General features: G+C 41.3%; 20 protein-coding genes. 6 read left to right on the top strand and 14 right to left on the bottom strand.

Annotated elements, in window-relative coordinates; genetic code table 11:
- Positions 1 to 122: 122 nt before the first annotated feature.
- Complete coding sequence (locus W03_RS01435) at positions 123 to 1886, bottom strand: ABC transporter transmembrane domain-containing protein (RefSeq protein ID WP_244070709.1); 1764 nt, start codon at positions 1884 to 1886, stop codon at positions 123 to 125.
- Positions 1887 to 2084: 198 nt separating this feature from the next.
- Positions 2085 to 2447 carry a helix-turn-helix domain-containing protein gene (locus tag W03_RS01430; protein WP_244070707.1) on the bottom strand — a complete coding sequence of 121 codons (363 nt, stop codon included), beginning with the start codon at positions 2445 to 2447 and terminating at the stop codon, positions 2085 to 2087.
- Positions 2448 to 2588: 141 nt separating this feature from the next.
- Here W03_RS01430 and W03_RS01425 point away from each other — a divergent pair, with 141 nt between their 5' ends.
- Entirely contained in the window at positions 2589 to 3290 is a 702-nt protein-coding gene (locus W03_RS01425; RefSeq protein WP_244070705.1) for a glutathione S-transferase family protein, read from the top strand.
- A gap of 162 nt (positions 3291 to 3452) precedes the next feature.
- Here W03_RS01425 and W03_RS01420 read toward each other — a convergent pair whose 3' ends face one another.
- Complete coding sequence (locus W03_RS01420; RefSeq protein WP_244070703.1) at positions 3453 to 3947, bottom strand: DoxX family protein; 495 nt, start codon at positions 3945 to 3947, stop codon at positions 3453 to 3455.
- Between the two features lie 265 nt (positions 3948 to 4212).
- Between W03_RS01420 and W03_RS01415 the strand changes: the two genes are divergently transcribed.
- The gene (locus W03_RS01415) at positions 4213 to 7092 is read left to right on the top strand and encodes an aconitate hydratase (RefSeq protein WP_244070701.1); all 2880 of its coding nucleotides are present in this window, start codon (positions 4213 to 4215) and stop codon (positions 7090 to 7092) included.
- Between the two features lie 113 nt (positions 7093 to 7205).
- On the opposite strand, the gene galU is transcribed toward W03_RS01415, so the two are convergent.
- The 6 genes from galU to W03_RS01385 form a co-directional block, all read right to left on the bottom strand.
- Positions 7206 to 8084, bottom strand: coding sequence for a UTP--glucose-1-phosphate uridylyltransferase GalU (gene galU, locus W03_RS01410; protein WP_244070700.1), 879 nt, complete (start codon positions 8082 to 8084; stop codon positions 7206 to 7208).
- A gap of 22 nt (positions 8085 to 8106) precedes the next feature.
- Positions 8107 to 9132: a UDP-glucose 4-epimerase GalE gene (gene galE / locus W03_RS01405; RefSeq protein WP_244070698.1), complete on the bottom strand. Its 1026-nt coding sequence runs from the start codon at positions 9130 to 9132 to the stop codon at positions 8107 to 8109.
- Positions 9133 to 9194: 62 nt separating this feature from the next.
- Complete coding sequence (locus W03_RS01400) at positions 9195 to 10160, bottom strand: DHH family phosphoesterase (protein WP_244070696.1); 966 nt, start codon at positions 10158 to 10160, stop codon at positions 9195 to 9197.
- 29 nt (positions 10161 to 10189) lie between these two features.
- On the bottom strand, positions 10190 to 12100 hold the full coding sequence (gene cysN, locus W03_RS01395) for a sulfate adenylyltransferase subunit CysN (protein ID WP_244070694.1): 1911 nt from the start codon (positions 12098 to 12100) through the stop codon (positions 10190 to 10192).
- Positions 12100 to 12996 carry a sulfate adenylyltransferase subunit CysD gene (gene cysD, locus W03_RS01390; protein ID WP_244070692.1) on the bottom strand — a complete coding sequence of 299 codons (897 nt, stop codon included), beginning with the start codon at positions 12994 to 12996 and terminating at the stop codon, positions 12100 to 12102. The genes cysN and cysD overlap by 1 nt, the downstream gene beginning before the upstream one ends.
- A 193-nt stretch (positions 12997 to 13189) precedes the next feature.
- Complete coding sequence (locus W03_RS01385; protein WP_244070690.1) at positions 13190 to 13453, bottom strand: alginate export family protein; 264 nt, start codon at positions 13451 to 13453, stop codon at positions 13190 to 13192.
- A gap of 549 nt (positions 13454 to 14002) precedes the next feature.
- Here W03_RS01385 and W03_RS01380 point away from each other — a divergent pair.
- Positions 14003 to 15136 carry a glycosyltransferase gene (locus W03_RS01380; RefSeq protein ID WP_244070689.1) on the top strand — a complete coding sequence of 378 codons (1134 nt, stop codon included), beginning with the start codon at positions 14003 to 14005 and terminating at the stop codon, positions 15134 to 15136.
- Between the two features lie 188 nt (positions 15137 to 15324).
- A complete protein-coding gene (locus W03_RS01375) occupies positions 15325 to 16488 on the top strand; it encodes a glycosyltransferase (protein ID WP_244070687.1) in 1164 nt (387 codons plus the stop codon).
- A gap of 84 nt (positions 16489 to 16572) precedes the next feature.
- Here W03_RS01375 and W03_RS01370 read toward each other — a convergent pair whose 3' ends face one another.
- The 3 genes from W03_RS01370 to W03_RS01360 all read right to left on the bottom strand — a co-directional run bounded on the left by W03_RS01370 (position 16573) and on the right by W03_RS01360 (position 20825).
- Positions 16573 to 18843, bottom strand: a complete 2271-nt coding sequence (locus tag W03_RS01370; protein WP_244070685.1) for a polysaccharide biosynthesis tyrosine autokinase — start codon at positions 18841 to 18843, stop codon at positions 16573 to 16575.
- Between the two features lie 65 nt (positions 18844 to 18908).
- Positions 18909 to 20096 (bottom strand): polysaccharide biosynthesis/export family protein, encoded by a 1188-nt coding sequence (locus W03_RS01365; protein ID WP_244070683.1) that lies wholly within the window; start codon positions 20094 to 20096, stop codon positions 18909 to 18911.
- A 312-nt stretch (positions 20097 to 20408) separates the two neighbouring features.
- Positions 20409 to 20825: a low molecular weight phosphotyrosine protein phosphatase gene (locus W03_RS01360; protein ID WP_279599980.1), complete on the bottom strand. Its 417-nt coding sequence runs from the start codon at positions 20823 to 20825 to the stop codon at positions 20409 to 20411.
- 510 nt (positions 20826 to 21335) lie between these two features.
- Between W03_RS01360 and W03_RS01355 the strand changes: the two genes are divergently transcribed.
- Positions 21336 to 22238 carry a porin family protein gene (locus W03_RS01355; RefSeq protein WP_244070679.1) on the top strand — a complete coding sequence of 301 codons (903 nt, stop codon included), beginning with the start codon at positions 21336 to 21338 and terminating at the stop codon, positions 22236 to 22238.
- An 89-nt stretch (positions 22239 to 22327) separates the two neighbouring features.
- On the opposite strand, the gene W03_RS01350 is transcribed toward W03_RS01355, so the two are convergent.
- Positions 22328 to 22888, bottom strand: a complete 561-nt coding sequence (locus tag W03_RS01350; protein ID WP_244070676.1) for a DUF2780 domain-containing protein — start codon at positions 22886 to 22888, stop codon at positions 22328 to 22330.
- Between the two features lie 223 nt (positions 22889 to 23111).
- On the opposite strand from W03_RS01350, the gene W03_RS01345 reads away from it, so the two are divergent.
- Positions 23112 to 23294, top strand: a complete 183-nt coding sequence (locus W03_RS01345) for a hypothetical protein (protein ID WP_244070675.1) — start codon at positions 23112 to 23114, stop codon at positions 23292 to 23294.
- A gap of 62 nt (positions 23295 to 23356) precedes the next feature.
- Here W03_RS01345 and motD read toward each other — a convergent pair whose 3' ends face one another.
- Positions 23357 to 24136: a flagellar motor protein MotD gene (gene motD, locus W03_RS01340; protein ID WP_244070673.1), complete on the bottom strand. Its 780-nt coding sequence runs from the start codon at positions 24134 to 24136 to the stop codon at positions 23357 to 23359.
- Positions 24137 to 24142: the final 6 nt, after the last annotated feature.

Below are 24142 nucleotides of genomic sequence, written 5' to 3'. Positions count from 1 at the left end.
CTTTTCATTTCGGTTATTCAATATAAAATGGAGCCAGAAGGCTCCATTTTATATTACAAGAAAGAAGAGTTTGCTGTCTACTTTATAGAAAACATACAAATTGAGTGCTTGCGTTGCTCCAATTATCTCTGTAATTGTAAAGCCGCTAAACGCGCATATAGCTCGCTCGATTGAAGCAATTCGGTATGTGTGCCAAGTGCATCCAAACGGCCATGATTCAGTACGGCAATTCGATCTGCAGACTGTACCGTAGTGAGCCGGTGAGCGATGACCAACGTGGTTCGATTCTCCATCAATCGTTGCAGCGCTTGTTGTACCCAATACTCACTTTGCGCATCTAGCGCACTGGTGGCTTCGTCCAATAACAAAATCGGTGCATCAGCTAGAATCGCACGAGCAATGGCTAAGCGCTGTTTCTGACCGCCCGATAGACCCAATCCCAGATCACCTAAATGTGTTTCATAGCCTTTCTGAAACTTACAAATAAAATCATGCGCATAAGCTGCCTTCGCTGCTGCTTGTACATCTATATCGCTAGCATCAGGGCGCGCGTATCGCAGATTATCGATAATCGTGCCATAAAACAGTGCCGGATTTTGCGATACCAGAGCAAAACATCGACGCAAGGCAAAAAGATCCAGATTATGAATATCAACACCTTCAAGCCTGATACAACCGGATTGACTATCAAAAAAACGCAGCAGCAAATCAAATATCGTTGATTTTCCGGCACCAGAAGGCCCCACCAATGCAAAAGTTTCCCCTGCTTTAATATTCAGAGTCAAATTGTCGATGACGAGCGTCTCGGGACGCGATGGATAGGAGAAACATAAACGATCAATCTCGATATTTCCAGAAACTTCCGATAATGTATCGGGCTTGACTGGAGATTGAATCAAACTAGCTGCTTGTAGCAACTCCATCGTCCGTTCGGCCGCACCGGCCGCACGCTGCAATTCACCGATAATTTCTGAGATCGCAGCAACCGCTGATCCTACAATGACACTATAAAAAACAAAAGCAGCCAATTCCCCGGCGCTGATCCGACCTTCAATCACATCGATGCCACCTACCCATAACATCATGCCCACAGCACCCAATACCAGCAAAATGACAATAGTAATCAACAAAGCGCGTTGCATAGTACGCCGCTTGGCGATTACAAAAGCTTCTTCTACCTCATCATGAAACTTTTGCTGGTCAATCGATTGGTGATTGTAGGCTTGTACCGTTTTAATTTGACCAAGCACTTCTCCTATATAAGCACCTACATCTGCAATTTTATCCTGACTTTCACGCGAAAGACGTCGAACACGTCTACCGTAGATCGAAATCGGAACGACTACTAACGGCACACAAATCAATACTAATCCGGTCAGTTTCGGATTCGTGATAAATAACCAGATCATGCCGCCAAGCATCATAATAAAATTTCTCAGTGCAAACGAGATGGAAGATCCAATAACCGTTTGCAATAAGGTCATATCGGCCGTTAGGCGAGATTGAATTTCAAGACTGCGATTTTCTTCAAAGAATCCAGGATGCAATTGGATCAGGTGATTGAATACCGCTTGGCGGATATCTGCGATAACCCGCTCACCCAGCCAGGTAACCCAGTAATAGCGGGTAAATGTTCCGAAAGCCAAAGCCGCTACCAACATCAAAAATATTCCCACATATTGACTCAACATATCTTTTGATTGCGTAGCCAATCCTTGATCAATCAACAAACGGATACCTTGTCCAATCGATAGCATGATTGTTGCTGTAAATAACAACGCCAGCAGGCTGTAGATCACTTGACGTTTATAGGGTGCAATAAATTTGGCCGCCATTTTAATATCGAGCCAACGACGGGATTCCGAGGATTGTGAGTGATCAGCCATGAATCTGCAGGAATAAGGTTTTTTCATCCATCATATCCGCAGTGTCACCGCGAATTTTATGGAAATAAATAATGAGTGGTAGTTTCTATACATCAAATACCGTTGTTTCAATTCCTAATACGATGGGTAATAACGCAGATATTTTTTGATAATTCCAACGAAGATTAAATGCAACAAGAATCAAATTTATCTGACAAATCATTTTTCTACTGATTCAAAAACTTTGGTATCAGGATAATATGCTCTCCCCCATTTCACCAAAGCCTGAAGTATCGGCGTCAGATCTTCTCCTTTTTTTGTCAAAGCATACTCATAACGAACCGGCTTTTGTTGATAAGCTTGATGAATCACAAGTCCAGCGGATTCTATTCTCTTCAATCTATCGGCCAATATGTTCGTGGCAATCCGTTCCGGCGATTCCAGAAATTCCTGATAGCGTTTTTTACCCCGCAGCAAGTCACGGATAATCAACAATGTCCATTTATCCCCTAGTAGATCAAGTGCACAAGCAACCGGACAACATGATCGCTCGAAAATTGGCTTGTCCGAATCATTCGTCATAAAGAAACATACCTTCAAGAAATAAAGCATTTAGTCAGTCACAATATAATAACTTGCAATTAACAAGCATGTAAAGTATATTGACTTGCATTATACAACCAACCCTAAGCAATTAATAATATAACGATAAGGATCAACAACATGATAAAGCTCTACCAATTTGAACGCACTTGGGGCATTCCAAACTTAAGTCCTTTTTGCTGTAAGATAGAAACGTATTTGCGAATGACCGATATCGAATATGACATCAAACCGGCACTCCCTTTTAGCGCACCCAAAGGCAAATTACCTTTTATAGAAGATGGCAATGAAGCTTTAGGTGATTCCAGCTTTATCGTTGCTTATCTCAAATCAACCTATCAAGATTTGGACAAAACGCTCAATGATACAGAACGAGCAATATCGTTAGCCATGCAACGCTTGCTAGACGAGCATTTATTCTGGGCTGTAATGTATACACGCTGGCAATACACTGATGCCAATTGGCAAATCAATAAGAAAGCAATCTTTGGAGGGCTCCCACCCATTATTCGAGATATCGCTGGCAGTGTGTGGCGGCAAAAAATAAAACAACAGATTTATGGGCACGGCACCGGTAGACACCAAGCTGAAGAAATTTTCATGCTCGGCAAACAAGATATCGATGCACTATCTACGACGCTTGATAATAAGCAATACTTCCTAGGAAATCAACCGACGACACTCGATGCATCCGCATTCGGCCACCTCATCAACATTGTTCGCTGTCCAATTGAATCGCCACTGAAAGAATATGCATTATCAAAGCGCAATCTGACTGATTATGTCGATCGAATCAAAGAGGAATACTACCATGATCTGTAAGAGGAAAATCTTATCTAAGCGTAATAAATCTCGAGCCAGGAATAAAAAATACTCATTACATGCGGCGGTTACCCAAGACTTATGAGCCAAGTTGTCCAATAAGAAATAGAAATTACGTCTTAAAAATATTTGCCACCTTTTAAAACCTAGCACATTGGTTCTTTATTTCTTTCTCCGCAAATAGTTATTAATAACGTAATCTATGCTCAATCTTCCAGCGCCACCAAATAGTAGCGGCATGAACATAGCAAGGTACATAACAGGCAGTTTAAAATTCCCGAAACCGCTATCCGTGATGACAAAGCCTTTACTGAGATCAGCCAAAGTATGCCACTCGATAGGCCAGTGTACCGTGTAAATGGCTACAACAGTCAACACCATCAATGCTGCGGTGAAGAAACGAGTGCCTAATCCCAACAACAAACCAATCGCACCAACAATTTCAAGCCAGGTGCTCATAATCCACAAGCTATCATCAGAGATCAGATTTAAAGGGTAAGGAAAGTTAAGCTGATCAAACCAGTTTTTACTATTGAGTTTCATAAAACCTGCATCCCAAAACTCATAGGCCAGGATTAACCGTAATATCAAAAGCGGAAATAGATCGGTACCGCTATTGAGCAAGGCAGTTATTTTCTGGTAACCAGTACTTAACAATGAAATCCTCCTTACAAAGACTTATAAAATATTGGCTTAGCTTAGTATGCACCGACGAATTTTCTCGAGTCCGGGTTTTCCGTGTTTATGTTCAGGCATTGGTATTTTCTCCCAAAAATATCTTCATTCACGAATTTAATCAACTCACCTGATTCTTTTCTTTTAAGAATGCGGTCAATAGCACTGAACGTGACTTTGTTTGTTCAAAAATATATCATCACATGCATACTTAGGCGCCTTTTCATATTTTTTGCAGGAATTCTATATGAATCATAATTTATTCAACACATTGAGCGAATTACCAAATAATAAATCAAGTCAATTGAAATATTATTCATTACCATCTCTAGAAAAAAATGGCATTGGAAAAATTTCCCGCCTGCCTGTCTCAATTCGAATTATTTTGGAGTCTGTACTTCGCAATTATGATGCAAAAAAAATTACCGAAGCACATGTACGCCAACTGGCAAATTGGCAACCCAATGCGGTCAGGACGGATGAAATACCTTTTGTGGTATCACGTATTGTTTTGCAAGACTTTACCGGCGTACCTTTATTAGTAGATCTGGCTGCTATGCGCAGTGCCGCAGTTAATCTTGGAAAAGATCCCAAACTGGTTGAACCTCTCGTTCCGGTTGATTTGGTAGTCGACCATTCCGTACAAGTTGATTATTACGGTACCAAAACAGCGTTGAGCAATAATATGGAAATGGAGTTTTCCAGAAACCATGAGCGCTATCAATTCATTAAATGGGGTATGCAAGCTTTTGATAACTTCAAAGTAATTCCTCCTGGAATCGGTATCGTTCATCAAGTCAATCTGGAATATCTTGCGCGAGGCGTACATCAGAAAGAAGGTGTTGTTTTTCCGGATACTTTGGTGGGTACGGATTCACACACCACTATGATCAACGGTATTGGCACCGTAGGCTGGGGAGTAGGCGGCATTGAAGCAGAAGCCGGTATGCTCGGACAACCGATCTACTTCCTTACACCCGATGTGATCGGTGTAAATCTTACGGGACATCTAACTGAAGGTGTTACCGCAACTGATTTGGTGCTAACGATTACTGAAATGCTGCGAAAAACCAATGTGGTCGGTAAATTTGTCGAATTCTTTGGTACAGGAACAGCTTCCCTCGCATTACCTGACCGCGCCACCATTGCCAATATGGCACCCGAGTATGGCGCCACAATGGGTTTCTTCCCAGTTGATGATGCAACAATCAAATATTTCAAAGAAACGGGAAGAGATCAATCGGAAATTGATTTGTTTCAAGCATATTTCAAATCGCAAGGACTCTATGGAATCCCATTGACAGGCAGCATTGATTACACACAGGTATTGACGCTTGACCTAAGTTCGGTGATTCCTTCCCTGGCAGGCCCTAAACGGCCACAAGACCGTATCAATCTCGGTGAGATCAAAAATAAATTTGTTGAATTATTTAATAAACCCGTCACGAATAACGGATATGGCAAAGATAACGAAGATATTTACCAACGTTATCAGACACAAGACATTCAAAAAGTAGATTCTGATATATGTATTTCATCTGACACCGTTATTGATACTGTTGAAGAAATGGCGGAAAACACTGCAATTAACGCAGCTGAATCTAAGACAGCCATACGAAATGTTACTGAAATGACCAGTAATCGGCCAGTCCATGGAAAAACAGATCAATACGCAAAATGCATTGGATCGTCCGTTGAATTGGGGCATGGTGATGTTTTGGTTGCGGCTATCACTTCTTGCACCAATACTTCAAACCCAAGCGTCCTACTTGCTGCAGGACTACTGGCTAAAAAAGCGATTGAGAAAGGGCTATCAGTAAAACCACACATCAAAACATCGCTCGCACCTGGCTCACGAATAGTCACGGATTACCTGACAATTACCGGATTAATGCCCTATCTTGAGCAATTAGGCTTTTATTTGGCCGGCTACGGCTGCACAACCTGCATTGGAAACTCTGGGCCGCTAGCTCGTCCGATCGAAGAAGCCATTATCAAGAATGATTTGGTATGCGCAGCTGTTTTGTCAGGCAATCGAAATTTCGAGGCGCGTATTCACGCTAATATAAAGGCAAATTTTCTATCTTCTCCACCTCTGGTTGTAGCTTATGCAATCGCAGGCACCATTTTAAAAGATCTTACCCAGGAGCCTTTAGGCATAGGCCACAATAATCAACCAATCTGGTTAAAAGATATATGGCCTAATAGTACCGAGATTCACGATTTATTGAAATTTGCGACCAATGCCGATAAATTTCGACAACTTTATGGTGATCTCACCAAAGATCACCATCTGTGGAACAATATCACTTCAGTGACCGGGGATGTATTTGACTGGCCTGAATCAACTTATATTGCACAACCACCCTTTTTTGATGAGTTTTCATTGCAACCCAGTGCTACCTCTGTCAGTATCAAAAATGCTTTTGCTTTGGGAATATTTGGCGATTCTGTTACAACTGATCACATTAGCCCAGCTGGCTCAATCAAAGATACTTCACCGGCCGGACATTATTTGTTAGATCATCACGTTGATAAGGCTGACTTTAATAGCTATGGTTCTCGTCGTGGCAATCATGAAGTAATGATGCGAGGTACTTTTGCCAACGTTCGAATCAAAAATTTGATGATTCCTGGTAGCGAAGGCGGTATCACATTATGCTATGCAGAGAACCCCGCTGCACCAGTAGAAATGAGCATTTATGATGCTGCGATGAAATATCAGGCGCAAAAAATTCCAACAGTTGTATTTGGGGGGGCGGAATATGGTACAGGTTCAAGTCGAGACTGGGCTGCAAAAGGGACTCAACTATTGGGAGTTAAAGCAGTGATTGCTGTCAGTTTTGAACGCATCCACCGCAGTAATCTGATTGGCATGGGGGTTCTTCCGCTACAATTTAAAAACAACGACACAGTGCAATCATTAAATATCACGGGAGACGATCAATTTGATATTGAAGGTTTGGAAAAGATTGAGCCACAAAAAGACGTTACTTTGATTGTCCGCAAAAAGGATGGCTCTAGTCAAACGATAAAGCTATTGTGCCGAATCGATACACCCATTGAAGCAGATTATTACAATCACGGTGGAATCTTGCCTTACGTGTTGAGAAAACTCATGCAATGATGGTATCTATCCAATAGATACACGTATTCTTATTCTCAGCAAATAGATTGAAAACAGGAAAATGTTTTTAACTTACTGAGGATAAGAATGCGGGGTTGTCAAAGCTGTGTTTTCTATATTTTTTCAGTTAGGTCGCGAAGATAGTTTTCAAAATCTTTTCTTAGCTCCGTATGCTTCAATGCAAACTCCACAGTAGCATGTAAATAACCCAACTTACTTCCACAGTCGAAACGCTTTCCTTCAAACTCATATCCTAGTACAGTTTCCTCTTTAAGAAGCTTTGCAATTCCATCGGTTAATTGAATTTCATTACCTGCACCACGTTCAGTCTGTTCGAGCAGTTTAAAAATACGAGGTGTCAAAATGTAACGCCCTACTACCGCCAAATTAGAGGGTGCCTTGTCAATAGCCGGTTTTTCTACGATCGCATTGACTTTTGTAAGCCGTTCAGCCATCGCAGAACTATCAATAATCCCATAGCGATTCACAGTTTCTGGCTCTACTCGTTCAATTCCTAAGACCGAGCAATGATGGTGGTTATGAATGTCTACCATCTGATTTAGGCAAGTGCGTTCTCCCGCATCAATGAGATCGTCGGCAAGAAGTACCGCAAAAGGCTCATCACCTACGACTGATTGAGCGCACAAAACCGCGTGTCCAAGCCCAAGCGCTTCGGCTTGCCGAATGTAAACGCAATCGACATGGGATGGCAAGATATTGCGCACGATTCCCAACATTTCTTGCTTTTTCCCTTCCTCCAGCTTGGTCTCAAGCTCGAATGCCTTATCGAAATGATCCGGAATTGAATTTTTATTCCGTCCAATAATAAAAATAAGCACATCGATACCTGCTGCAACTGCTTCTTCAGCGGCGAATTGTATCAGCGGTTTATCAACGATCGGCAGCATTTCCTTTGGATTAGCTTTGGTTGCCGGTAAAAATCTTGTACCAAGTCCAGCAACAGGAAATACTGCCTTTCTTATCGCTTTCATACCGATATCTCCTTAAAATAAATCAATTCTGCTGATAGCCAGTGGGATTGTTGCTTTGCCAATGCCAACTGTTAGCACACATTTCATCCAAACCAAGTTTTGCTTGCCATCCCAATACATCGTGTGCACGTTTAGGATCGGCATAGCAAGAAGCGATATCACCGGGTCGTCTTGGCGCAATACGGTAAGGAATATTTTTTTTGCTTGCTTTCTCATAAGCACGTACAACATCCAATACACTATAACCTTGCCCCGTGCCCAGATTAATCGTCAAACAGCTGTTTCGCTTTTCACTGGCAATCTTCAATGCTTCCAGGGCCTTCAGGTGACCCAGAGCTAAATCCACCACGTGAATGTAGTCACGCACACCGGTGCCATCCGGAGTAGGATAATCGCTACCCCATACACTTAACGATTCCTGCCGCCCCACAGCCACTTGAGCCACAAAAGGCATTAAGTTATTAGGGATACCTCTCGGGTCTTCACCGATTAATCCACTATCATGAGCACCTACTGGATTAAAGTAACGCAGAATGGCGATCTTAAATGAATGATCACTCTGATAAAGATCGCATAACATTTCTTCAATCATCTTCTTGCTACGTCCGTAAGGATTGGTTGGGGCCAACGGATGATCTTCGGTTAAAGGTAATTTAACAGGGTCACCATATACGGTTGCTGAAGAACTAAAAACCAAGGTTTTTAATTGACATTCCTGCATTGCTTCGATTAACCGTAACGTCCCAACAACGTTATTATCATAATAAATCGTTGGATTCTCAACTGATTCACCCACTGCTTTCAACCCAGCAAAATGAATCACCGCAGATGCCTGACTTTCCTTAAGCGCTTTTATCATAGCACCCCGGTCTCGGCAGTCTCCTGTAATTAAAGTTAATTTCTTTCTCGTAATCTGTTCAACACGAATTAATGCTTCAGGACTACTATTACAAAAATTATCAAAAACAGTCACATCAAAACCCGCGTTAAGTAATTCAACACAAGTATGTGATCCGATATAACCGGCTCCGCCTGTGACAAGAATCATAATCTCGTACCTTTAAAAAATAAATTAAATTGCTATGAGTTCTTCGAAAATTGTCACTATATTTAATTACAGAAATGCTGTTTAAATGTTGCAACAAAATTATCCAGTGCATCAATCGGCAAGTGATTAATACCAGCAGCAGCTTTACGTCCTCCCCCCGTATCGAATTGCAAACACAACGAATCAGCGCCCTGTGGATTCCTCAGTGCAGCCCTAACACTGACTGTATAATCGCCTGAATGATTAGGCGTTATCACAGCATGCGCACGTTGTGGATTTTCATTTGTCAATTTGTTGGCAAAAATACCCATCACACGACGAGCCCAAGCCTCATTCGGTAATACATAAGCTGCATATTTGTCGTCACCCGCTAACGGACATAGTGAATTTGCGCATCGCATATCCTCTCGATAGCCATCAGCCAATTTTGTAAATGCATTAGACTGTGCAATAAAATCAAAAGGATTAGTATAGTGCTTGATTGCTTCGTAGAGTGCCACAGGATGGAAATGCAGATCCGACAGATGATCTCCGTATCCATTGTAATTTAGATATTCGCCGAGATAAGCTAATTGCTCAGATGCAGACGGAGAGAGCCCCGCTTCTGCTGTAAGCTGTTGCGCTTTCTTTACGAGATTGTCGCCAAACGCCGCAGTCATTGCCCACAAATGATATTGCCCGCTTAGATGCTGATCGACCAAAAGACTAGTACATATATCCGGCGACAAATCGATTCGTGCAGTCAAATTTGAATATTGCGGTATTTCTCCGGCATGATGATGATCGAAATATGCAACTTGCACTCCAGCATCTAATAAACGCACCAAACCATTGCGGTTACTATCAAGCGAAATATCTAGCACAGTGACTCGATCACCCGATTCGGCTTCCACTCGATCCAACAGTTTGATATCTCGTTTTACGCCGGTAATAAGCTTGACATCCCTTTCCTCCGGATTGGTCAAACATAATTGATGCAATGCGCATAATCCATCAGCGTCGCCATTAAATACGTAGTAGTGATTCATTTGTGGGTGCGTTGTTTAAAACAATCGTGTCAATGCGAATCAAGTAAGCCGCTTTCTATCAAGTAATTTACGATTTGCTCAGCTGCTTGCTCAGGTTCTTGATTCACCGTATTTACGCGTACCTCAGCATTCTCCGGCGCTTCATAAGGTGAGTCAATACCGGTAAAGTTTTTCAGTTCACCACGACGCACTTTTTTATACAATCCTTTAGGGTCTCTTTGTTCAGCCACTTCAATCGGAGTGTCGATGAATATCTCCAAAAACTCACCTTGCTCGACCAAATCGCGCGCCATTCTGCGTTCAGAGCGGAATGGCGAAATAAAGGATACGAGAACAATTTGCCCTGCATCGATCATCAATTTTGCAACTTCCGCAATACGGCGAATATTTTCCACGCGATCTGCATCAGTAAAACCAAGGTCCTTGTTCAATCCGTGACGGATATTGTCGCCATCCAACAAGTAGGTATGCTTACCAAGCGAGTAGAGCTTTTTCTCAACTAAATTAGCAATAGTTGATTTACCACTGCCAGATAGGCCAGTAAACCAGAGTATAAAAGGTTTCTGTCCTTTAAGCGCCGCATGAGCTTTCTTATTGATATTGATTGCCTGCCAGTGAATATTTTGCGATCGGCGTAACGCAAAGTGCAGCATACCAGCACCAACCGTATTATTCGTCAAACGATCGATCAAGATAAACCCACCGGTATCGCGATCTTCCTTATACGGATCGAAGGCAATCAAGCGGTCAGAGCTGAGATTGCAAACACCAATCTCATTTAATTCTAATTTTGTAACCGCAATCTGCTCCAACGTATTGACATTAACCTTATGTTTCAACATCGAAATAGTTACAGTAACCGTTCTTGTTCCAATTTTCATCAAATACGGCCTGCCGGGCAGCATTGGTTCTTCGGACATCCATACCACGGTGGCCTCAAATTGATCCGCCACACTGGGAGGAGAATCGGTTGCGGCGATCACATCACCACGACTGATATCGATCTCATCGGTTAGTGTCAGCGTAATGGATTGTCCTGTAATTGCTTTATCGAGATCCCCATCACTGGTGACAATGCGCGCAACTTTACTTTCTTTACCCGAAGGTAATGCTCGAATGGTATCACCGGGCTTGATACTACCGCGTACCACCATACCAGAAAAACCGCGAAAATCCAGGTTGGGACGATTAACCCACTGCACGGGTAAGCGAAAAACACCCGGTTCGATCACGGCATTCTCAACCTGTAAGTTTTCCAGATATCCCATCAATGTTTGTCCTTGATACCAAGGTGTATTGGCACTCAACTCGGTAATATTGTCGCCTTTCAGTGCAGACATCGGAATAGATACGATATTTTGTAATCCCAGATTCTTTGCAAATACGTGATATTCCCCATTGATCTGATTAAAAATTTCTTCTGAATACCCAACCATATCGAGCTTGTTGATTGCCAACACAACATGACGAATACCAATCAGCGAAACTAAATAGCTGTGACGACGAGTCTGCGTTAATACGCCTTTACGTGCATCGATCAAAATTACAGCGACATCTGCCGTAGAAGCACCAGTAACCATGTTGCGGGTATACTGCTCGTGTCCCGGAGTATCAGCGACAATAAATTTTCTCTTGTCGGTAGAAAAGAATCGATAGGCTACATCAATCGTAATTCCCTGCTCTCGCTCTGCGGCGAGCCCGTCGACTAAAAGCGCAAAATCCAGATCACCAGCTTGCGTGCCTACTTTCTTAGAATCCACTTCCAATTGCGTCAGTTGATCTTCAAATAGCATTTTAGATTCGTACAGCAACCGCCCGATCAAAGTGCTTTTTCCATCATCCACACTACCGCAGGTGATAAAACGAAGTAAGCTTTTGTTCTCGTGAGTTTTTAAATATAACTCGATATCTTCTGCGATCAAATCAGATACATGCGCCATTAGAAGTATCCCTCCTGTTTCTTCTTCTCCATTGAGCCCGTTGAATCATGATCGATTAATCTACCTTGGCGTTCGGAAGTTTTAGTCAGTAGCATTTCTTGGATAATTGATGTTAGCGTTTCTGCATCGCTTTCTATAGCACCTGTTAGTGGATAACAACCCAGCGTGCGGAAACGTACTTTTTTCATCATAGGCACCTCCCCTTGCTTCATCGGCATGCGATCATCATCGACCATAATCAATGTCCCATCCCGTTCGACAACAGGGCGGTCTTTAGCAAAATACAGAGGCACAATCGGAATATTATTCAAATAAATGTACTGCCAGATGTCCAGTTCAGTCCAATTTGACAATGGAAATACACGGATACTTTCGCCTTTGTTTTTACGTGCATTATAGAGTCGCCAAAGCTCTGGACGCTGTAGCTTTGGGTCCCAGCGATGCTGCGCTGAACGAATTGAAAAAATACGTTCTTTTGCACGTGATTTTTCTTCATCTCGGCGCGCCCCACCAAAGGCCACATCGAATCCATGTTTATCCAGCGCTTGTTTCAGACCCTCGGTCTTCCAAATATCCGTATGAACGGCGGACCCGTGGGTAAAAGGATTAATATTTTTTTCAATGCCATTTGGATTGATATGAACAATCAAGTCAGCACCTATTTTTTTTGCCATAACATCACGAAACTCGATCATCTCCCTGAATTTCCAGGTAGTGTCCACGTGCAATAATGGAAAAGGTAGTTTGGAAGGATAAAACGCTTTCACCGCAAGATGCAGCATAACAGCGCTATCTTTACCGATAGAATAGAGCATTACAGGATGCTCGCATTCCGCAACCACTTCCCGCATGATCTGAATGCTTTCTGCCTCGAGGCGCTGCAGGTGTGTCAACATTGTCAATAATTCCTTAGTGATTTGAATGTAGCAGAGCTATGTTAATATAAAACCTAAAATTTTTTTACGGTAAAATGGATCATTTTATTAAGGTAATTCTGCCTTTCGATATAAAATAAATACACCCAAGCCACTGATAATAGAATTTATTTTCCACAAAATAAAAAATCATTGTTAATTGTTAGCCGTGTATCTAATTCATACAGAAAACTGATATTACTAAAGCGATGATCAATGCGAAAGCGCACATAAACCGCTGCACACGAAGGATTAACAGCAATTCTGCTTTTACAAATCTTCCGCGATAAGTGTGCATACCTAGCACGGTGCCAATTTCAGGCGTTACTTGATATCGAATACGCTCTTCAAAAACATGACCTGCAAAATCTCCGCTCCGGTTCGTGCGATTTCGATTAAAACCAAGATCTTTTATTTTTCGTATTGCTAATATTACCATCAAGAATATCAAACATGCGATCTCGTTTGCTAGCCGGAAAATACCATACGTAGGCCAGCTAAAACCCTAGCTTCTATGTAAGCTCAAGATCCATATTTATTTTTAGGTACTTTTAGATTTTCATAAATAGCACGGCGATCGGCAAGCCATAGTCGTACAAACCCAGAAACGGTCAAAGCGAATCGCGAAAAGTTCTATCTGAAGTACGATAACATCGAATGATCTGATACCTCATCTCCCAAAAATCGTACGCTTAAAGATTCGAATTTACCTGTTTCTACCACTTCATCACAGAAACTACCATACTAAATACCTGTCAGTAATCGCATATTAGCATTGACAAATGAAATATAGGACAACTGTATTACCTGAATGGTAGTAGAATCCTGAGAAAAATCTTGAATAAGCTGCTTAAATCTTGCTTCCCTATCCCATAAATAAAAGCAATGTCAATTACCAACACTCATTCAATAATTCTTCTTTTTTCTCAAAATATTATGATCTTTTTCTCGAAAATAAAACACTAAAAACAACAATATAATAGCAAAAATGAAAGCCATACATATCATTTCAGGGTTGAGTGATGGAGGCGCAGAAGCAGTGCTCTATCGTCTGTGTTCAGAAGATAAATCAAACACTCATACCGTCATATCTTTGACAGAAGAAGGCAAGTATGGCCCATTATTGCGAATAAAAGGTATTCAGGTTTATCAATTGAACATGCCAAGAGGATGTGTAACACTATCAAGCATTTTGAAACTGTATCGATTGCTACGAAATTTAAAGCCAGATGTAGTACAAACCTGGATGTATCATGCTGACCTCGTTGGTGGTTTGGTTGCTCGTCTAGCAGGTACCCATAAAATATATTGGGGCATTCACGCCAGTTCCCTGGAAACCGGAAAGTCTAAATGGCACACTATTGCTGTGGCTTATACCAATGCCTTGTTATCGCGCTGGGTACCAACCGGCATTATCTGTTGCGCCGAACGGGCACAGCAAACACATCAGCAATTAGGATTTGCAGTCGACCGATTTACCGTGATACCCAATGGATATAATCTTGATCATTTCAAACCCGACAGCGAAAGCAGAAAAAAATTACGTGCAGAATTAGGAATAAACGAGCAAACGCTGCTGTTAGGTTGTGTAGGGCGTTTTGATCCACAAAAAGATCACCACAATCTTTTAGCGGCGCTTACAATAATCAAACAAAATGGCGTGTCTTTTCGTTGCATACTGGTAGGCCGTGATCTCAATGGGAATAATGTGCAGCTTGTTTCCTGGATAAAACAGTACGATTTGCAAGATGAGGTGCTATTGCTTGGTCAACGCACGGATATACCCGCAGTAATGAATGCGCTCGACCTGCACATCCTTTCTAGCTCCTACGGCGAGGCTTTTCCCAATGTATTGGCCGAAGCGATGGCGTGCGGCACACCCTGTGTTGCTACGGATGTCGGTGATGCTGCATACATCATTGGTCACACGGGTTGGACAGCCCCCCCCTCAGATGCCGGTTTACTTGCAAATGCCATCCATTCGGCATTAGTATGCTATAGCAATCACGATGAATGGCAATCGCGCTGCGTAGCAGCACGCAATAGAGTCGTGGAAACCTTTGGTCTTGAAAAAATGATCGCCGCATACCATGCCGTATGGGGAAATAATATTCGACCATAGCTTGATTTAGAGCGAGCGACACAATAAAACATCTTGAAGAACTAATACTCAAGTTCCTAAGATTGGAGATACTGTATAATATCTTTGCACAAAATTAATAGCAAAGAACGCCATATTCTAAGGTTACTCCACTGTCCTCGCAATTTTAGAGGAATTTATTCTAAATTTAGTACTATAGGGCCTAACAGGTGAAGATTATTCATATCATTACAGGACTAAGTGATGGAGGTGCAGAAGCAGTGCTCTATCGTCTGTGTTCAGAAGACAAAACAAATATCAACATCGTTATTTCACTGACTAATAAGGGAAAATATGGTCCGTTATTGCGAGAAAAAGGCATTCAAGTTTACCAATTGGACATGCCAAGAGGACGTGTAACACTATCAAGCATTCTGAAATTATATCGATTGGTACGGAATTTAAAGCCAGATGTAGCACAAACCTGGATGTATCATGCTGACCTCATTGGCGGTTTGGTTGCTCGCCTAGCGGGTATCCATAAAATCTATTGGGGAATACGTACCAGTTCCCTGGAAGTTGGAAAGTCTAAATGGCGCACTATTGCTGTGGCTTATACCAATGCCTTGTTATCGCGCTGGGTACCAACCGGTATTATCTGTTGCGCCGAACGGGCACAGCAAACACATCAGCAATTAGGATTTGCAGTCGACCGATTTACCGTGATACCCAATGGATATAATCTTGATCATTTCAAACCCGACAGCGAAAGCAGAAAAAAATTACGTGCAGAATTAGGAATAAACGAGCAAACGCTGCTGTTAGGTTGTGTAGGGCGTTTTGATCCACAAAAAGATCACCACAATCTTTTAGCGGCGCTTACAATAATCAAACAAAATGGCGTGTCTTTTCGTTGCATACTGGTAGGCCGTGATCTCAATGGGAATAATATGCAGCTTGTTTCCTGGATAAAGCAGTACGATTTGCAAGATGAGGTGCTATTGCTTGGTCAACGCACGGATATACCCGCAGTAATGAATGCGTTAGATCTACATATCCTTTCCAGCTCTTGCGAGGCATTTCCCAATGTATTGGCCGAAGCGATGGCGTGCGGCACACCCTGTGTTACTACGGATGTCGGTGATGCTGCATACATTATTGGTCACACGGGTTGGATAGCCCCCCCCTCAGATGCCGGTTTACTTGCAAATGCCATCCATTCGGCATTAGTATGCTATAGCAATCACGATGAATGGCAATCGCGCTGCGTAGCAGCACGCAATAGAGTCGTGGAAACCTTTAGCCTTGAAAAAATGATCGCCGCATACCACGCCGTATGGGGAAATAATATTCGACCACAGCTTGATTTAGAGCGACACAATAAAATACCTTGAAGAATTTTGCTGACTATACAGACTTCACAGCATTAATTGTGTCCGATCACACTACAGATACTAGTATCTGTTCTAAACAAGAAATTATCGCTTAGTATTTTTATAACTATATTGATAAACGTACCTATTGTAGCTATATCCATATCGGGATGATGTTTCAAGCATTCCATTAAACACAATGCCTTTAATGTTTGTACCTGACTGAGAAAATCTCTTGATACTTTGGTCCAGCTCTCTTCGAGTATGTAACCCTGCTTTTATGACCATGAATGTTGCGCTGGCAAACCGGCTTATAATAGCCGCGTCCGTAGCAGCCAAAATGGGAGGAGAATCGATAATAATCAAATCGTACCGCACGGTTAATGCTTCCAGAAGAGCACCGAATCTTTCATGCAATAATAACTCCGAAGGATTGGGCGGTAATGTCCCTGTCGCAATAAAATCAATATTCGCTACCGGAATATTATGTGTTGCTTTTTCAATCGATGTGGCGTTTAAAATAATCTCGGATAATCCACGCTCTCTCTTAACACGTAATAATTTATGAATCGCCCCCTTACGTAAATCCGCATCGATCAATAGTACTTTTTTCCCACTATCGGAAACAACCGCAGCCAGATTTGCTGAAACAAAAGATTTACCAACATTGGGACTCGGTCCAGAAATCAAGATAATATTATTTTTTGCATCTAACAAAGAAAAGTGCAAAGTAGTTCGAAAGCTACGTAAGCTCTCTATAGCGCTATCTTCACTATAGCTTTTAGCCAATAACAGAGAATCATTATTCTGGTGTGCATTGGGCTTATCAATTTTTTTGTTAAGAATTTCCTGATTCTTACTATAAGTAATGGTCGCATATACCGGAACATTTAATTGTTTTTCGATAAGATCTGGATCGTCCATTCCACGACGCAACATTTTGCGGATAAATACAATCGCAATACCGAGTATTACTCCAATTACTAACGCAATTACGATAATGAATTCTTTTTTCGGCTTGATCGGTATGTTAGGTACGATCGCATAATCTATCACCCTAACATCCCCCACAGTACCCGCTTTGGTTACCTTGAGTGCTTGGGCCTTATCAAATAGCGTGTTATAAAGATTACTACTGATTTGCACATCTCCAGACAATCCTAAAATAACTTGCTGCGTTTCAGGTAACGCCTTGATCATGTTATCGCGCGATTTAATTTGCGCTTTCAGCCGGGCAATTTGTTTGTCAATGGCAATAACATTTGGGTGTGATTGTGTGTAAGTCTGTCTCAATTCATCGCGCTTATGCTCCAATAAAGTAGTTTGTGTCTGTAAATTTACCAAATCGCTGAGGACATTAGTGGTTTCAGTAGTAAAATCGACTGAACCCTTGCTATTCTTGTAGACATTTAATGCATTGACAGCCTCATCCTTTCGCTTCTGAAGTATCGGTAATTGTTCCTCCAGAAATTCCAATGTCTGATGAGCCTCGGCATACTTATGCTCAACATTTTGCTGTACATAGATACTCGCGATCTCATTCAATATACGGGCGGCCATCTCCGGGCTTTTTGACTCAAAAGTAAGCTCCAGTATGCCTGTCAGTTTGTTTTTCTCAGCAACAGACAAATTCTCCTTTAATAAATTAATGGCTTTATTTTCAGAAAATTGCTTTAACGTAAAATACGTGCCGGGATTTGCCTCTAAGCGTATTATCCGAATTTCGAAAACACCCTCAACATCTTGAATAGGTTTACTGATTAATTTTCCAACTATTCCATCAAGTATGATTTGCTCATCATAAATAATTTGAAAATACCCTTGCTCGCCGGCTTGCAAAAGTAATTCTTTATCGCGCAATGATTTCGGTATTGAAAGCATATCGATCTGAATTGATTCTCCACCCCACGCATATTGTGCAAGAACAGAAATATTATTCAGCGACGATTTTCTATGATTCTCCTCGGCTTCTTTTTGAAATTGACTTGCAATCGTTTTCCCAATGATCGGAAAATACTTTGGGCTCACTTCGATATCCAAATTAAGATTTCTTATTGCTTCACCCAATACTTTTCTTGATTTTATGAGCTCAACTTCAGCCAATGCTGTTAAGTTGCCTTGATAAGTATCATCCAATTGCTTCATTCCAATCAATATCTTAGGTTTATCATCAACCTGCAAAATTGCATCAGCTTTATAGATAGGTTCATCAAGGAAAGCTTTCGCCACTCCTAACAATAGGATCAGCGATGCCACCCAAAGAATGATCCATCTCCCGTCCATTAGGATAGCCAAGAACTCAATCAGGTCGATTTCAGTATCATCACGAGCCGGTTGGAATTCGGTCATTTTTTTAGTATTGTTTGGATCTATCATCGTAAAAAACCAAACAAATTCCTAACTTGCATATAGTATTTACACTCCATAAGGAAAGTGCATGGTCATGGGCGAGACATGAATGGCTGAACATTCAGTGAACCATCAAAAAGATTCAACATTTGCACTGTCGGTATAACCTGAGCAACGATTTGGTTCCAGCGTATACCTTCAGCTCGATCAATAAATACAACATCACGTGGTTGCATTGGAAAGCGTTCAGCTAACAACAAAGCATCGGGAGATTTTGCATCCAGAAGGAATATCTCAGATTTCCCCAAAGCAGATCTAAAAACAAAAACTCTTGCCGCATCAGCTGTCTCTTGATCGAACCCACCTGATTCAGATAAAGCCTCCGTCAATGTCATACGTGCTTTATTCATAATGACGCTACGCGGCCGAATACCAAATCCACGACCAAACATTGATTCACCTAATACAAAAACCTTATTAAACGTATTGTCTGGAACATTCAAAACATCGCCTTGTTCAAGCAACACATTTTGACTAGTGTCTCCTCCTTCATACAGACTCAACAAATTGATGCTATAAGTTTTATCTTTTCTGGTTAGCGTGATATTGCGCAAATCTGCATCGGGTGTCACACCACCTGCACCATTAATGGCTTCCAAAACAGACAAAGGTATATCCCTAACGAGATAAACACCCGGTTTGCTTACCTCGCCAACCACATAAACACGTCGACTCCGATATTCTGCGACCCTGACATCCAGTTGAACATTCTCAATGAAACGGGATAATTTTTTGGTTAATTCTTCACGTATTTCTTCAACGGTTCTATCTTCTGCCTTGATAACTCCCGCAAAAGGAAAAAAAAACATACCATCTTCGCCAACAACATTACCAGCCATCGAGGAAGATCGAAATTCACCCGCCGGAATAGTAAGTTCAGGATGCCCCCAGACAGTAATATTAAGGATATCCCGCGGCCCGACACGATATTGACTATAAGCTCCTTGCGTCGGTACGGCCTTGATTGTTTTAGCGCCGATACGGTAATCAAAGTAATGATTTGCTACATTATTAACACCCAAGCTTCTATTATTAATATTCTTTTCTAAATCAATAATGAGCTGAGCGTTAATGGTCTGAATATTAAGTTTTTTGAAAATGACATCATTATTTTCGGTAACCGGAAATTCAATACTAGATTCCGTGGCGAACTGGCGCATATGCTGCCCAGGAACTATCGTACACGCAGAAACCTGAACGATTATGATTGGAACAAACACTAATTTGGCTAAAAAAAGTGCTTTATTCGATACCGAAAGAAATAGATGATTGATTTTATTGAAACATTCCTTCAGAACAGAAAAAAGTAAATAGCAATTCAATGTAAAAATTTTCGGTATTTTTAGTGCTTCTAATATGTTAGTCTTATTGAAAATATGCTGATCAAGTTCTCTGGAGGACTTCATTCTGCTATTTAGAATTTATGAGTTTTTTGCTGGTTTAATTTCATTATAGGCTTTCATTATAGGTCTAAAAACGTGAAATATATCGCACGTATCTTATATACGCAAAAAATTATTTCTTTGCGTTATTTACAGTTTTTCTAACCATTGTGACACTCCGGTCTCAATTAGCTTGAGTGATTCCTCAAATACCGCAATCCCTTTCCGATAAGGATCGCCGACATCAAACTTCCCCCACTCACCCAATCGATACACTTTCCCTCTTGCACTCGGATCGCGCTTCTCAACAATAGCTTTTTGATTCAATTCCATTACCAAAACTAAGTCAGCGTTGCGAATCATTCCAGAATTAATTTGACATGCCCGGTAACTAGAAATATCAATCCCTTTTTTTAGTAGAAGTTGGCAGGCAAAAGGCTCTGGTGGTCTTCCCACTAAAGCATGGAGTCCAGCAGAACTCGCTCGGCAATCCACTTCCGATCCAATGAGCAATTGCTTAAATATACCTTCGGCCATAGGACTTCTGCATACATTGCCAATACACACAAAAAGAATACTTTTACACAAATTGCATAGTCATTTTTTCAAATGATTGAGAAAATTGCCAAATTGAAGCATACATGTGATGCTAAATTGAGACAGTATCAAATCATCAAATTCCGCCTCAAGCTAACTGAATAGAGCCTAACTTTAGAACACATACTAGCAATTAATAAATAATACAAAATGTTAGCTCAATTTATAATTATAGCATGGTTCCAAATAACTACTTATCTCAATGTATGTTGTATGTACGAATTTAGTTACATTTATCCAGTAACAACATTAGCACGCATCAGCATCCTATATTTTATCGAAAATTGATACTCCAATCAGTTTCTTAAGCATATCATCAAGCAAAAGCGCATAAATCCTTATGTAAATTAGGGAAAATACTAATTAGACATTCTTTGACTCAGATCAAATAAGCGGCAACTACATTTTTTATACTGCAAGGCGGATTATTACTCAATCCAGCATAACGATAAAAATCACAGCATATTATTGGAGGCCTCAATGCAGACTTTTTTTAGAAAAACTACCTTACGTATCCCATTAGCATGCTTATCTGTCGCCGTATTGACCATCGCTGCACCTTATTCTTGGGCACGTGATTCGGCTAATGATCGCATTAGGTTGCTCGAACAAAAGCTTCAGTCCATTCAATTAGAACTTGAAAGAGTGAAATCTGAATCGTCGCAAGCCACAGAGAAAGTAAATACGATAGAAAAAACTACCAATCAAAATGTGCAAAAGGTTAGTAGCGATCTCGAACAAACAAAAGCAAAAATGAAAGAAAGGGTAGGTGACGATGTAACAGAAAAAACGCGCATGTTGTTTTTTCGCGGTGGTTTTGCGCACATGATGAATCATCGTGATGGCGTTACCATAAAGAATGAGGTGCTTCCTATCGGCGCACAAGATCGTAGCGATAAAGATGGCTGGTATGCCGGCGCTGGGTTCGATTGGGGTTTAACCCGGGATGTGTGGGGATATATTCCCAAAACCACTGTATTTGCGGAACTGATGGTTGAATACAAACAATTCGGCTCACACGTACTTGGCAATGGCGCTGTAGGTAATGCACCTAGCATGCTAGCAGGTGGCTCATTAAATCCGATCAATGTAACGGTCAATCAATTAACAATAACAGCGTCGCCCAAAATTAAATTTTTTGAGGGCTCAAAAATTAGACCTTGGGTTATTCCCGCCGGTCTGGCCATTCACGTTATGAGTCCACCCAGTGAATCGATTACCTACATTGTACCAGGCGTGCAGTTTGGTGCCGGAATTGACTACAATATCTGGAAAGATTTCTTTATCGGTATTGACGGACGCTATCAGTTAACCGCTGGGAAAACGGACGATATCAACTTAAGCGGTATGACAGCAGGTGGTTACTTAGGAATAGGGTTCTAGAAATATTACTTACAATCCTCACTTCTAGTGCGTGTGATGTTATCAAATACACATCGCACGCACTCCCTCTCTCCGCAAGAAATTCTATATTACCGTACGCCCAAGGCAGATTGTAATAGTTGTGCTGAAGCTTGCCCGCTCGATTGTTGAACGTAATTCGTTATAACAGGAATAAATTTCCCAACCATATCGGGAGAGAGATTAAGCTGCTGAAAAGATCCGGCAAGTGCTGCGAGACTACCTGATGAACCGCTACTTGCTCCTCCTAACATGGAAGACATTCCACCCAATCCTGTAGCCCCAGACAAGGAAGGCGCTGCGCCAAGCATAGTACTCATACCCGGTACTGATTCAGAAAGCGACGTAAATGCCTGGGGATCCATGTTTCCTTTTGCCGCTTGGAAGACAGCACCAGCTCCACCCAAAGCTTGTTGCGGTGACACCCCCAGACGATGAACTAATATATCGACCAAACCAATTTGGTTAAGTCCCGCACTGCTACTCGCAGCAGCGCTACCGGCATTGAGCGCCTGTTGACCTGTTTGTGCTGCAACACCATCGGAAGTACTAACTCCTGGATTCGCAGCGCACCCCGCTAAAAATAAAATTGTAATGGCAATACTTAATTGAGTACATTTTGTTTTATTCATAACAACTCCTTTTTAATATCAACACAGAAAGAGAAAAAATTAATTATAGTCGCACCAAAGCCTTTAAAAAAACCTTATTTATAAGAAATTACGGAAAACCAGCAGTTTAGTATAATTTTCATTTTACAAAACCTTTCGATATTTTTGTCATAACACTGTCACAATGACTTGTTAAGCTTCTCTGAGCATTTTCAATGTTTATCACAAAGGAGAGAGAATAATCATGCAATATTTAATCAAAGAATGGCCCAATAAAATGGCAACATTAATGACCGAAGACGGTGTCGTACTATGGACCTTTAATAATGTAAAAGAAGCCGAGAAAGTTTGGTGTGACTGGCGCTCTTTGAAAGAACAAAAAACTAATAATGCTCAAGACAAAACGATAGATTTGATCTATTACTAAGAAACAAGACAAACCTCATTTCATTAAATTAGTTAGATCACAAAACGTCTGATAGCACGTTCTTAATCAATTGGTAATTCGGTAATTTTGTCTGGATCAGCAGAAAGAATCATAATCGCGACACGACGATTACGTTTTCTTCCTTCGGTTGATTCATTCGATTCAATCGGCCTGTTTTCGCCATATCCAATCGCAGTCAATCGGCTGGCATCAACACCCTGTTCAATGAATAGCCGAACTACGCTGCTTGCACGCGCTGTCGATAACTCCCAATTTGAAGGAAAATTATCGGTACTAATGGGAAAATTATCGGTATGGCCTTCTACTTGAATTTCATGCTCTTGGTCTTTAATGATCTTCGCTACCGCTTGCAAAGCCACGCTCGAATTATCTGCAAGCTTTGCTTGTCCAGGTGAAAAAAGAACACTTGCATTAATTTCAACAGTGATACCTAATGCGCTTTGTGTTACCCTTACCTGCCCATCTCTCACTAGTGGCTCTAGTGCATCGAGAATGGTTCTAGCCATACCGCGCATTTTTTCACGCTTTTCCACTTTATTAACGGGCTCTAGTAGCTCAATGCCATTATTTAGCTTTAATTGCTGCAGCTGGATAGGAGTAACTTCTGTGGATAACACCAAACTTTCCGAAGCAGTATTTTTAAATGCAGTCACTAATGAATAGCTTAATTCTTGATATTTTCCTTCATTTACAGAAGAAACAGCATACATCACAATAAAAAAAGCAAACAAAAGCGTAATAAAGTCAGCATAAGAAACAAGCCAGCGATCAGGGTTGTCGCTACTGGAATCATCATTTCTACGTCTTCTTCGCTTTGACATTTTTGT

The organism is Nitrosomonas sp. PY1 (assembly GCF_022836435.1).
In the GTDB taxonomy this organism is placed as follows: Bacteria; Pseudomonadota; Gammaproteobacteria; order Burkholderiales; family Nitrosomonadaceae; genus Nitrosomonas.
Note: the sequence above shows the minus strand (reverse complement) of the source record. Positions and strands in the feature narration are given on the sequence as shown.